This is a genomic window from Sphingosinicella sp. (genome assembly GCF_052388015.1).
In the GTDB taxonomy this organism is placed as follows: domain Bacteria; phylum Pseudomonadota; class Alphaproteobacteria; order Sphingomonadales; family Sphingomonadaceae; genus Allosphingosinicella.
The window spans coordinates 1-10,634 of record NZ_JBQTIN010000135.1 but is presented as its reverse complement, the minus strand read 5'-3'; the positions used below and the strand labels follow the sequence as shown (position 1 = coordinate 10,634).

Sequence of the window (10,634 nt, the reverse complement as noted above, 5' to 3'; positions counted from 1 at the left end):
CGACGCGGCCGATGGCCTTCAGATCGGCGACCAGACGGCGCAACCGGCGCCGGGCATCGGCCGCGTTCTCCACCGGGCGAATGATGAGCTGATCGCCGCGCCGCTCCATGACCACATCGCGGCCGACACCGAAGCCCATGCCCCGGGGCAGCCGCACAGCTTCGCTGTTGCCGGATTTGAAAGTGCGGGAACGGATGGGGGCGCTCATCCGAGCGGATATACCGGATATACGAAGCCGACGCAAGGCGATGTGGCGTCCGTTGGGTGACGGACGGGTAGGCGGAAAACACGAAAGGGCGCGTGGAGGCGAGGCCTTTGGCCCGCCCGACGCGCTTTCTTCTCTGGCTACCGCCGGGCCGCCGCCCGTCGGACGGGCGCGCCTATAGCGGAGGAGGGGGGTGGAGGCAGGAGGCAGTAGTCAGGAGTCAGGAGGCAGGAGGCAGGAGGCAGGAGGCAGGAGGCAGTAGGCAGGTGGGGAGAGCTGAACGAAAAAAAGCCGGAATACCGCCCCCTGCACAACCGACGCGGCAAGGTTCACAATGCGCGTCGAGGTAATTGATGAGCATACTAGGCGAAATAGCGGCATTTATCGGTTCGGTGGCGGCGCTGATTGGAGCGATTGCCTCGCTGAGAGTGAGCTGGAAATCGGACAGGAGTGAATGATGGCTGTTGCGTTTGAGCAAGAGGTTGTCTTCCCATCCCATCCCTTTGAGGCCGCATACGTATTTTGCGCCGTGATGGCCTATCCGGAGGAGGGTGCCGGCCGCATAGGTGGTCCAGGATCCGAATTTGCAAATGCTCTCGTGCAATTCAGCCTTTGGGCCACCAGCAAAGCCAGGGGTCTCCCTTTTGTGCGCAATGCAAAACGTGATCCCAGTTACGTTGCGCCAAAGAAGCGAGAGTTCCGAGGAGCTCTCGATCGTGGCAGGCGCCGAATTGACCGCCGCTTAGCAGCCTACGACCTATTCGGCTCGCAGATACTTACGGCGTTCTTCAATGTGCGGCAGCTGGGTGCGAAGGCTCTCCGCGAAGGGCGAGCTGATGAGGCTTTTCACATGCATCCCGAAGGCGGACCATCACCGGCCCGTGCGGAGCTTTGGGAAAAAGCGGTGCCATCGGCGAGGAAATTCATCAAAGGCTCGGCGAGCCATTGGGCGGAGAAGTTTGCTCTAAACGTGACCGCCAAGCCTTCCGATCCCGATCAAAAAGCCAAGGACATAAAGAGGCGGGCGTTCGAGCCCTCGATTCCAGTTTTGCACATGGCGCATGCCCTTAATGAATGCGCTCAAAAATACGGTCCACGTATTCCGCGTTGGGGGGAGCGCGATCCGGTGCTCGCCATGATATTGAACGCCGAACTATGGATTTGGGAAGCGTTGGAGGTGGCTGAGACTTGGCGTTCCATACCGCACTTCCCGGGAATTGATTACCTGGACCCTAATCGGATGATCCGCCTCCTTCGGAGCTAGGTCAGGAAATGAACGATGCGCTAGAGGCGCACAAGCTAGCAGTCAGCGCCGGCGGTTGAGCAAGCTGCGCGCAGAATGGGGTAGTTTGTAATTCGGACTGTCTGCCGGACAGCGGATTGACCAGATGATTGCCGGTAGCTCGCGGGCGACCATCGCGAAACAGATCAACATCATCGTACCGTCGAACATCCTGCCGCTCCTCGGCCTGCTTTCTACGCCGTCATGCACCACGGTTGAATCGAGCGTTACCGCCGTCACTAATTCGCTGGCTTTTGGGCCTTATCCGGAACCGTCGTTCCGGAAGTGCTTCTGCCAGCGGAACCACCGTTCCACGGTGCGACGCTGAAAGCCATGACCGCGACGGATGTCATGAGTTTGCGGCGTCGAGCGCTGGCGAAGAAGAAGGTGGATTCCGGATCAAGTCCGGGATGACGGATGGGTGGAGCGCCTTGAATGATGTAGCACCGAGTGCTATAGATGCTTCCGGTAACTCATACGGGAGGTTTAACCCCATGGCCAACGTAATGAACGTGGAAAGGGGACACCCCGATGCGCGTATATCTAACGAAAGTCTTCGCGCGGGACGCCCGCAAGGCGGACGTTGCGGACGAAGCTTTATTCGAAGCTATCGATCGGGCGGAACGCGGGTTGATCGATGCCGACCTTGGCGGCGGCTTGATCAAGCAGCGCGTGGCCAGGCCGGGGAAAGGGCGCTCAGGCGGCTATCGCACCATCGTCGCCTATCGAGAAGCCGAGCGGGCGATCTTCATGCTGATGTTCGCCAAAAGCGCGCAAGCGAATATTGCCGCGGCCGAACTTGAAGAGATCAGGGAGATTGCGAAGCCGCTCATGCGGCTCGACGACAAGCGGCTGAACGAACTTGCGGCGGCACGCGAGTGGAGAGAAATCGAGAAGAATGATGGCCAAAAAACCTTACCGTAGCGATGTTCTGCGCTCGGTTCATTCGATCGCCGAGGACCTGTATGCGGTCGGCGCGATCGACAAGGCGACCATGCGCCGGTTCGACAGGACATGCCTCACCGATCTGGAGGAGCTGCCGCCCATCGCCATTCGGCGCATCCGCGACAAGGCGCGGATGAGCCAGGCGATCTTCGCGCTGACGCTGAACGTGACGCCTTCGCTGGTGAGCCAGTGGGAACGGGGCGAGAAGAAGCCGAGCGGGCCCTCGCTCAAGCTGCTCAACCTGGCCGACAAGAAGGGGGTCGAGGCGATTCTATGAATAGGGACGAGAGAGTTGCCGAAGAATCCCGCTTCCTGCTGAGCAGCGCGGATTACGATGCTCTGGTCCAGGCGCTCGACAACCCACCGGGGCCGGGGCCAAAGCTGCGCGCCTTGTTGGGCGCGCGCCCACCTGTTCTGTCGCAGCGAGGGGAGACACCATGAAACCCACGCGCAAAACGAGCCGCCGCTCCTTCCTGGGGATCGTCGCCGGCGGGGCGATCTGCGGCGGGATGCTGGGGATCGTCACCGGCCGGGCCGGGGCGCAAGGCTATAGCGACAGCGACACCGGCCCGCGCGCCGATCCGGCCGGCCGGGCCGGGGCCGGGGGCGGATCGGGGCGTCGGCGCCCGAGCCCGGCGACAGCGATTTCGCCCGGCCGATTCCGCAAGGCGACACCTTCCAGTCCGACCGGCCGCCGGCGCCGCAGACCGGCCTGACCGACCGCGACGGCGGGCCGGGCGCCGACCAGGCGGGCCATGGCGCCGGCCGCAACCGGGCGCAGGTCCAGGCGGCGCGCTGCCGCGGCACCCGCCAGCGGATCGCCCGGTACGAGGCGATGCGCCCGCGCACGCCGGACATCGAAGACAGGCTAGCGGCGCTGCGCCATTATCTCGGCCAGTCGCGCTGCACATGGTTACAACCATATAGGTAAAAATACTTGACAGCGTGACGCTGATCCGGTAAGGGTATTCCACGCTCGCGCATTGCGATTCGGGCGTTTTCAAGGGGCCGCGCGGCATTGCCGCGGCGGCCTTTTTCTTTGCCGGATCAGCCTCCGCGCGAGGCTATGGCTGACAAGGAGCGGGATGATGGATGGATTGCCGCGCGCCGGTGGCGCTCGCAATGACGAAGAAAGCGCGCGGGTCGCGCCGGGGAAGCATCGGCGGCTGCAGCGGGCCGGGGACGGCGGGCGAAGGATGTTCGACGAGGCGGCGCAGCGGGAGTTTCTCGAGCTCTTCGCGGCGAGCTGCAATGTGCGCTGGGCGGCGCGGGCGGCGGGGTTCGCGGCGCAGACCATCTACAAGCATTTGATGAAGGACGAACGCTTTCGCGAGGGGTTCGGGCGGGCGCTGGAGCAGGGGTTCGTGCGGCTGCAGGCGGAGCTGCTCGCCAAGGCGGCGGGGACGGCGGCGATTCCGATCGACGGGGATCGGGACGGGCCGGACGGGGAGATCGACGTCGAGCTGTCGCTGACGCTGCTGCGCGAGCATGCGCGGGGGCTGGCTTTGGCTTCGGGCGCGGGGCGGGGGAAGGCGGGGCGGACGCCCAGGGTGGCGACCAATGCCGAGGTGCGCGCGGCGCTGGAGAAGAGGCTCAGGGCCTATTCCGCGCGGGTGTTGCCGGCGGCCGGCGGTGCGGCGGGCGGGGAGGAATAGGGCCGCCTTGCCCTCTCCTGAGTCATCCCGGCGGAAGCCGGGATCCAGGAACTCTGCCGGTTGAGAGCTTGTCCAAACGCTTTCGCCTCCTTTTCGGGCGTTCGTGTTCATGGGTCCCGGCTTCCGCCGGGATGACTCCTTTTTTGAGCTCTTCCGGAGTTTCGCATGGCCGTTCCCTCGCCCGACCCCGCCGATTTCGACGATCTGCTGTGCCGGGTGGCCGCGGAGGTGAAGAAGCATGGCGACGATTGGGCGGACGTTCTCGCCGCTCTGCCCGAGCCGGTGCTGCGGCGGATCGCGGCGGAGTTTTTCCTGTGGCAGGCGCATGGCGGGCAGCGGGAGCCTGACGGTTCGTGGCGCTGCTGGCTGCTGATGGCCGGGCGGGGGTTCGGGAAGACGCTGGCCGGGGCGCATTGGGTGGCGGCGCGGGCGCGGGCGCATCCCGGTTGCGCGATCGCTTTGGTCGGCGGCGGGCGGGACGAGGTCGTCAAGGTGATGATCGAGGGGCCGAGCGGGCTGATCGCCACCGCGCGCGCCGGGGAGCCGGTGACATGGGCGCCGACGCGGGGCGAGCTGCGCTTCGCCTCCGGGGCGACGGGGTTCGTCTATTCGGCCGCCGCGCCGGAGAAACTGCGCGGGCCGGAGCATCATTTCGCCTGGGCGGACGAGCTGGCGAAATGGCCGGAGGCGAAAGGTTCGGCGCGGGGGAAGGGCGAGAATGCCTGGGACAATCTGATGATGGGGCTGAGGCAAGGCGAATGGCCGCGCTGCATCGTCACCACGACGCCGCGATCCAATGCGCTGGTGCGGCGGGTCAAGGGGGCGGCGCGGACGGTGACGACCGAGGGGCGGACGGCCCAGAATGTACATCTGGCGGCGGGCGTGCGGGCGTGGCTGGAGGAGACTTATGGCGGCACCCGGCTGGGGCGGCAGGAGCTGGACGGGATGCTGTTCGGCGAGGCGGAGGGGGCGCTGATTTCGAGAGAGGTGCTGGAGGCGGCCAGGACAGCCCCTCACCCCAACCCTCTCCCGCAAGCGGGAGAGGGGGCTTTCCGGCGGATCGTGGTCGGGGTGGATCCGCCGGTGTCGGCGGGCGGCGATGCGTGCGGGATCGTGGTGTGCGGACTGGGCGCGGAGGGGCGCGCTTATGTGCTGGAGGATGCGAGCGTCGCCGGGCTGTCGCCGGAGGGCTGGGCGCAAGCCGTGGCTGCGGCGGCGGAGCGCTGGGGCGCGGACCGGGTGGTGGCGGAGGCGAACCAGGGCGGCGACATGGTGGCGAGCGTGCTCCGGCAGGCGAGCCTCGGCCTGCCGGTGAAGCTGGTCCATGCCAGCCGGGGCAAGGTCAGGCGGGCGGAGCCGGTGGCGGCGGCGTTCGAGAACGGCCGGGTGAAGCTGGCGGGGCGGTTTCCGGCGCTGGAGGACGAGCTGGCGGGGCTGACGATCGGCGGCGGCTATGAGGCGGAAGGGCTGGCCGGGCGATCGCCCGACCGGGCCGACGCCTGCATCTGGGCGCTGACCGAATTGCTGAGGCCGCGGGCGGAGCCGCAGGTGGTGGGGCTTTAGCTGGACTTATCAATGTCCTTGCGGATTTGATTGTCCGGGGCGCCGCCGGGGCGCGCATCAGCGGTGGCCTTTGCGAGGAGATGCGCGATGAAGCCATGGACCCGGATCGAGCCCGCCACGATCGAGGCGAGCCTCAATTTCCTGCGGCCGATGAAGGAGCGGCCTGTTTCCTACCAATGCGAGCCGCCGCCGGGCGTGCCGGTCAGGACCGGGCAGTATGACGCGCACCGCGTTGCCATCCGGAACGCGCGGGCGGGGCGCGAGCTTCTGTCGCTGGATGTGGAGGGGTTCGCGCTGGTTCCGGCGCCGGCGGGCTTCGCGGACTTCGACGACGAGGCGGCGATCCGGGCGGATTATTATCCGGCGGTCGAGGCGGTGCTTGCCGCCGCGACCGGCGCCGCGCTCGTCATCAATTTCGACCATAATGTCCGCAGCCTGTCGCGGGCCGCCTTGGGCGAAGCGGGCGTCAAGCCGCCGGTCGACCGCACGCACAACGATTTCACCCTGCGCTCGGGCCCCGAGCGCGCCCGCGCGGAGCTGGAGCGGCGCGGGCTCGACGCCGACGCCTGGCTTCGCCACCATTATGCGATCGTCAATCTGTGGCGGCCGATCGGCCGGCCGGTCGAGAAACACCCGCTCGCTCTGTGCGACGCGCGCACGATCAGGCCCGACGATCTGATCGCGGTCGACCTCGTCTACCGCGACCGGGTCGGCGAGACCTATGCGCTACATTATGATCCGGGCCAGGCCTGGGCCTATGTCCCCGCTCTGGCGCCCGATGAGGCGATCCTGATCAAGGGCTATGACAGCCGCGCCGACGTCGCCCGGTTCACCGCCCATGCGGCGTTCGACGACCCGGCCAGTCCGGCGGACGCGCCGGAGCGCGAAAGCATCGAGACGCGGGCGCTGCTGATCTTTCCCGGCTGACAGCCGCTAGGGGCTGTCGGACTGGTCGCCGGCCAAGCCCGCCAAAGCGAGGATGAGCAGGGCGATCACGGCCGCGCCGATGATCCAGGCGGTGGTGCCGCCGCCGGCAAGCTCGCTCGCCTCCGCGACGGGCTCGGCGGCGCGCGCCGGCGCTCCGGCGTGCTGCGCCACCTGCGCGCTTGCCGCCGTGCTCGCACCGATCATCGAAAGCGCGGCAATTGCCGCCAGCACCCTACCACGCATCGGCTCTTTCCCCCTCGAAAGCGAAGCCATGTGCATGACATGTTGCGGCGACGAAGCCAAGGGGCGGCGGAATGGGCACCGGCCGAATTGTTGCGACCCCGGACCGAGCCGCGAATCCGGGCTGCTTAACCATGTTCAGCCGCGAGACAGGCAGGAAATGCGACGAAATGGTGAACGCGCGGAACCCTGGCGCGTTCTGCTGTCATGGGTTTGACGGAGTATTGTCATGACCAGGTGGATGAAGACGGGTATCGCCGGCCTCGCCGTCGCCGGCACTCTTGCGGTCACCGCCGCGCCGGCCGAGGCGCAGCGCTACCGCTATCGCGACCGGGACCGGAACGACCGGGCGGCGCTGGCGATCGGCACCGGCATAATCGGGCTGGGGCTCGCCGCCAGCCTGTCGAGCCGCGGCGGCTATTACGACCGCGGCTATTACGACCGCGGCTATTATGGCGGCGGCTATTACGGAGCCGGCTACGATCCCTATTACGATCGCGGCTATTACCGGCCCCGCTACCGGCGCGGCTATTACCGCAACCGGTGCCGCAGCCGGCTGGTCTTCGATCCCTATTACGGGGACTATGTCCGCGTCCGTTACTGCTAGGCCGTAGCCAAGGCAGACATACGAAGGAGGGTCCCGTGCGAGGCGCGGGACCCATCCCGTGCGCGTTACGAGGGGAAAAGGGCGGCGCTAGCGGCGTCGCCCCGCAGCGCGAATGAGCGTGGGAGGTGAGCCCCGCCCGGCGGTTTCGGTCGATGCGTCGCCGGAATTATAGTCCGCCAACAGCCTTGAAACCTCTGTTGCCGGCACGGCTTGGCTGATGTGAAAGCCCTGAGCTTCCGTACAGCCTTCCGCGGACAGGATGCTCATCTGGTCGGCGGTTTCGACACCCTCGGCCGTGGTCACCATTCCGAGCTTTTCGGAGAGCTGAATCGTCGCCTGGACGATCGCACGGCCATCATCGGTGCGCGCGACATCCGCGACGAAGCCGCGATCGATCTTGATCTTGGTGAACGGGAAGCTGCGCAGATAGCTCAGGCTCGAATAGCCGGTGCCGAAATCGTCCATCGCGATCCTGACGCCCAGCTTGCGAAGGTCATGCAGGATCGAAAGCACCCAGGCCTCGTCGTGGAGTAGCACCGATTCGGTGATTTCCAGCTCGAGCCTGTCTGGGCCAAGACCGGCGGCTCCGAGCGCGCTTTTGGTCATTGCCAGCAGGTCGCCGCGTTTGAACTGCGCCGCCGAGAGGTTCACCGCGACCCGGATCGCACTTGGCCAGGTGACGGCATCGCGGCAGGCCTGCCGCAGCACCCATTCGCCGATCGGCAGGATCAGGTGCGTATCCTCGGCGATCGGGATAAAGTCGGCCGGCTGGATGAGCCCGCGCGTCGGGTGCCGCCAGCGGACGAGCGCCTCGAAGGCGACGATCGTGCCGGTCGCGAAGTTGACGATCGGCTGATAGTGGAGCTCGAAACGTCCCTTCTGGATGGCAACGCGCAAGTCCCGCTCCAGATCGCGGCGCTCGCGAAGGCGCGAATCCATGCCGGCCTCGAAGAAGCGGAATGAACCCTTGTTCTCGGTCTTGGAGCGGTGGAGGGCGAGGTCGCTTTTCTTGAGCAGGGCGTCACCATCCCGGTCGTCGTCCGGCGCCAAAGCGACGCCAACGCTCGCGCCGATCGCGGTCGTATGGCCGTCGAAGGCGAAAGGGACCGAGAGGCTGCGGACGATATGGTCGGCCAGCGCCGCCGCCGATTCCCGGTCGGCGTCTATCTGGATGATCGCGAACTCGTCGCCGCCGAGCCGGGTGATGAAGCCGCGTTCTCCGACGACCTCCCGAAGCCGATCCGCCGCCTGCTTCAGAATCTCGTCGCCGAAGCCATGGCCCAGCGTGTCGTTGACCTCCTTGAACCGGTCGAGGTCGACGGTGTGCAGCGCGAAACGGCGGCCTTCGTCCAGCCTCGTCGCCCAATTCCGGATTTCCTGGGTGAACGAGGCGCGGTTGGGCAGGCCGGTGAGGACGTCATGCCGGGCGAGGAAGCTGATATGATCGCTCGAGCGCTGGCGCTCGGTGATGTCCTCGTGCGTTGCAACCCAGCCGCCATCCGGCAGCGGACGGCGCTGAACGTCGATGATCCGGCCGCAGCCCATCGTGATTTCCGTCTGGCCGGCCGCGCTTCCGGCGCCCGCGACCTGGCCCAGATAATAATCAAGCGGCCCCGGATATTTACCCTTTTCCACCATGTGGCGGAGGATGTCGGAAATCGAGGTGCCTGGAACCAGCAGCTCCTCGGGCAGGTCGTAGAGCTCGACATAGCGACGGTTGAAGGCAACCAGGCGATCGTCCTTGTCGTAGAGCGAAAGTCCCTGCGCCATATTGCCGAGCGCCGCGGCGCTGATGTCCGCCTGGCGCTTGAGATCATCAGACAGTCGCTCGCGCGCCGCCGCCGCCTCGACCAGCGCCTCCGCCATGCCCTTGAGCCGCTGCGCCTCCGCCAGCTCCCGGCGCGCAACGCCGCGGTCGAAAAGAGCCACGACGAAGCTTGTCGCGAGGATCAGGATCGCCGCGCCGGTGACGGCGACGGCGAGCATGCCCGTATCCACCGCCTGCGGCGGCACGACGAAATTGGGATCGGGATAGATGCCGACCGCACCCATGGCGATGAAATGCAGGCTGCAGATGGCGAGCGCAAGCAAGGTCGCGGGCCGCCAGGGGATGTCCTGCTGTCTGCGCCGATGCTCGGCGAGCGCCGCGACGCTGAGGGCGAGGCCAAGCAGGAGTGAGATCAGGATCAGGCTTTCGTCCCACACGATGCGCCCGCCGGCCATGCCGGTATAATGCATGCCGCCGATACCGGCCGCGATCAGCGCGCCACCGAGCAGCGGGCCGCGAACGCCGCGCAAGGTGGCCGCCGCCCACCCGCACCCGGTCAGCACCACCGCGATGACGACCGAGAGGATCGTGGTGCCGAGGTCATAGCCGACAGGAATGCGGGGATCATAAGCCAACATGGCGACGAAGTGCGTCGCCCAGATGCCGATGCCGGACACCAGCGCAGCGATTACGCCCCAGATCGGCCGGCGAACGCCGCCGGCGCGGGATTGATCGAAGGTGGCGAAGGCCGTGAAGCAGGCCAGGAAGCAGACCGCCGCCGCGACCGCGACCATGCGCAGATCGTGCTCGTTGGCGATACAGGTGTAGACCTGCCACATATTTCTGGGGTCTCCGCGCCGCCCGGCTGGCCGCCGCCGGCGTTTAGGCACGGTTCCTCTAAGGACAGGTTAAGTCGATCAGGCGGCCAGCGGCGATCAGCCGGGGCGGTGGATGGCGCAGAGCTTGTTGCCGTCCGGATCGCGGACATAAGAGAGGTGCATCGCGCCGAGGCTGCCTTCGCGCAGGCCGGGCGGGTCCTCGACCGAGGTGCCGCCATGGGCCACGCCGACGTCGTGGAACGCCTTCACCTGCTCCGGCGAGTCGCATTTGAAGCCGATCGTGGCGCCATTGCCGTGGGTCGCGGGCTGATCGTCGATCGGCTCGCTGACGCAGAAGGTGCCGCCATTGTGGCGGTAGAAGAGGCGGTTGTGGCCGCTGGCGGAGACATTGGGGAACGCCTCGCCGTCAAAGCCGAGCGTGCCGAGCACCGCGTCGTAGAAAGTCTTCGATTTTTCGATGTCGTTCGAGCCGACCATGATGTGGTTGAACATGGGTGTCTCCGGAGCCTGTGGGCGATCAGCATTGGCTGAGATTCGCCGTCATTGCGAGACGCGAAGCGACGAAGCAATCCAGCCTGCGCGGACTGGATTGCTTCGCTGCGC

Annotated in this window: 14 protein-coding genes; 9 read left to right on the top strand and 5 right to left on the bottom strand. The window is 66.5% G+C overall.

The window, feature by feature from the left end:
* On the bottom strand, positions 1-208 hold a 208-nt coding region (locus tag ACT4N3_RS11525; protein WP_444855368.1), incomplete at its 3' end, for an antitoxin.
* A gap of 454 nt (positions 209-662) precedes the next feature.
* Here ACT4N3_RS11525 and ACT4N3_RS11520 point away from each other — a divergent pair.
* Positions 663-1,469, top strand: a complete 807-nt coding sequence (locus ACT4N3_RS11520) for a hypothetical protein (protein ID WP_444855367.1) — start codon at positions 663-665, stop codon at positions 1,467-1,469.
* A 42-nt stretch (positions 1,470-1,511) separates the two neighbouring features.
* On the opposite strand, the gene ACT4N3_RS11515 is transcribed toward ACT4N3_RS11520, so the two are convergent.
* Positions 1,512-1,658: a hypothetical protein gene (locus tag ACT4N3_RS11515; RefSeq protein ID WP_444855366.1), complete on the bottom strand. Its 147-nt coding sequence runs from the start codon at positions 1,656-1,658 to the stop codon at positions 1,512-1,514.
* Between the two features lie 360 nt (positions 1,659-2,018).
* On the opposite strand from ACT4N3_RS11515, the gene ACT4N3_RS11510 reads away from it, so the two are divergent.
* From ACT4N3_RS11510 to ACT4N3_RS11480, 7 genes are all read left to right on the top strand, one after another.
* Entirely contained in the window at positions 2,019-2,411 is a 393-nt protein-coding gene (locus ACT4N3_RS11510; protein WP_444855365.1) for a type II toxin-antitoxin system RelE/ParE family toxin, read from the top strand.
* Complete coding sequence (locus tag ACT4N3_RS11505; RefSeq protein ID WP_444855364.1) at positions 2,389-2,709, top strand: helix-turn-helix domain-containing protein; 321 nt, start codon at positions 2,389-2,391, stop codon at positions 2,707-2,709. The genes ACT4N3_RS11510 and ACT4N3_RS11505 overlap by 23 nt, the downstream gene beginning before the upstream one ends.
* Positions 2,706-2,873 carry a type II toxin-antitoxin system TacA family antitoxin gene (locus ACT4N3_RS11500; RefSeq protein ID WP_444855363.1) on the top strand — a complete coding sequence of 56 codons (168 nt, stop codon included), beginning with the start codon at positions 2,706-2,708 and terminating at the stop codon, positions 2,871-2,873. Before ACT4N3_RS11505 ends, ACT4N3_RS11500 begins: the two co-directional genes overlap by 4 nt.
* Positions 2,870-3,148 (top strand): hypothetical protein, encoded by a 279-nt coding sequence (locus tag ACT4N3_RS11495; protein WP_444855362.1) that lies wholly within the window; start codon positions 2,870-2,872, stop codon positions 3,146-3,148. The genes ACT4N3_RS11500 and ACT4N3_RS11495 overlap by 4 nt, the downstream gene beginning before the upstream one ends.
* A gap of 372 nt (positions 3,149-3,520) precedes the next feature.
* On the top strand, positions 3,521-4,087 hold the full coding sequence (locus ACT4N3_RS11490; protein ID WP_444855361.1) for a hypothetical protein: 567 nt from the start codon (positions 3,521-3,523) through the stop codon (positions 4,085-4,087).
* A gap of 165 nt (positions 4,088-4,252) precedes the next feature.
* Positions 4,253-5,650, top strand: a complete 1,398-nt coding sequence (locus tag ACT4N3_RS11485) for a phage terminase large subunit family protein (RefSeq protein WP_444855360.1) — start codon at positions 4,253-4,255, stop codon at positions 5,648-5,650.
* 87 nt (positions 5,651-5,737) lie between these two features.
* Positions 5,738-6,577 carry a CmcJ/NvfI family oxidoreductase gene (locus ACT4N3_RS11480; protein ID WP_444855359.1) on the top strand — a complete coding sequence of 280 codons (840 nt, stop codon included), beginning with the start codon at positions 5,738-5,740 and terminating at the stop codon, positions 6,575-6,577.
* Positions 6,578-6,583: 6 nt separating this feature from the next.
* Here the strand turns inward: ACT4N3_RS11480 and ACT4N3_RS11475 are convergent, their stop codons facing one another.
* Positions 6,584-6,820: a hypothetical protein gene (locus ACT4N3_RS11475; RefSeq protein WP_444855358.1), complete on the bottom strand. Its 237-nt coding sequence runs from the start codon at positions 6,818-6,820 to the stop codon at positions 6,584-6,586.
* A 226-nt stretch (positions 6,821-7,046) separates the two neighbouring features.
* Between ACT4N3_RS11475 and ACT4N3_RS11470 the strand changes: the two genes are divergently transcribed.
* On the top strand, positions 7,047-7,424 hold the full coding sequence (locus tag ACT4N3_RS11470; protein ID WP_444855357.1) for a hypothetical protein: 378 nt from the start codon (positions 7,047-7,049) through the stop codon (positions 7,422-7,424).
* 87 nt (positions 7,425-7,511) lie between these two features.
* Here ACT4N3_RS11470 and ACT4N3_RS11465 read toward each other — a convergent pair whose 3' ends face one another.
* Both ACT4N3_RS11465 and ACT4N3_RS11460 read right to left on the bottom strand, forming a co-directional pair.
* Positions 7,512-10,031, bottom strand: coding sequence for an EAL domain-containing protein (locus ACT4N3_RS11465; RefSeq protein ID WP_444855356.1), 2,520 nt, complete (start codon positions 10,029-10,031; stop codon positions 7,512-7,514).
* 96 nt (positions 10,032-10,127) lie between these two features.
* On the bottom strand, positions 10,128-10,523 hold the full coding sequence (locus ACT4N3_RS11460) for a VOC family protein (RefSeq protein WP_444855355.1): 396 nt from the start codon (positions 10,521-10,523) through the stop codon (positions 10,128-10,130).
* Positions 10,524-10,634 lie beyond the last annotated feature (111 nt).

Bases quoted from the DNA above. Each gene is read 5' to 3' on its own strand.
- ACT4N3_RS11520 (WP_444855367.1), top strand. From the start codon at position 663: ATGGCTGTTGCGTTTGAGCAAGAGGTTGTCTTCCCATCCCATCCCTTT.
- ACT4N3_RS11515 (WP_444855366.1), bottom strand. From the start codon at position 1,658: ATGTTCGACGGTACGATGATGTTGATCTGTTTCGCGATGGTCGCCCGC.
- ACT4N3_RS11510 (WP_444855365.1), top strand. From the start codon at position 2,019: ATGCGCGTATATCTAACGAAAGTCTTCGCGCGGGACGCCCGCAAGGCG.
- ACT4N3_RS11505 (WP_444855364.1), top strand. From the start codon at position 2,389: ATGGCCAAAAAACCTTACCGTAGCGATGTTCTGCGCTCGGTTCATTCG.
- ACT4N3_RS11500 (WP_444855363.1), top strand. From the start codon at position 2,706: ATGAATAGGGACGAGAGAGTTGCCGAAGAATCCCGCTTCCTGCTGAGC.
- ACT4N3_RS11495 (WP_444855362.1), top strand. From the start codon at position 2,870: ATGAAACCCACGCGCAAAACGAGCCGCCGCTCCTTCCTGGGGATCGTC.
- ACT4N3_RS11490 (WP_444855361.1), top strand. From the start codon at position 3,521: ATGGATGGATTGCCGCGCGCCGGTGGCGCTCGCAATGACGAAGAAAGC.
- ACT4N3_RS11485 (WP_444855360.1), top strand. From the start codon at position 4,253: ATGGCCGTTCCCTCGCCCGACCCCGCCGATTTCGACGATCTGCTGTGC.
- ACT4N3_RS11480 (WP_444855359.1), top strand. From the start codon at position 5,738: ATGAAGCCATGGACCCGGATCGAGCCCGCCACGATCGAGGCGAGCCTC.
- ACT4N3_RS11475 (WP_444855358.1), bottom strand. From the start codon at position 6,820: ATGCGTGGTAGGGTGCTGGCGGCAATTGCCGCGCTTTCGATGATCGGT.
- ACT4N3_RS11470 (WP_444855357.1), top strand. From the start codon at position 7,047: ATGACCAGGTGGATGAAGACGGGTATCGCCGGCCTCGCCGTCGCCGGC.
- ACT4N3_RS11465 (WP_444855356.1), bottom strand. From the start codon at position 10,031: ATGTGGCAGGTCTACACCTGTATCGCCAACGAGCACGATCTGCGCATG.
- ACT4N3_RS11460 (WP_444855355.1), bottom strand. From the start codon at position 10,523: ATGTTCAACCACATCATGGTCGGCTCGAACGACATCGAAAAATCGAAG.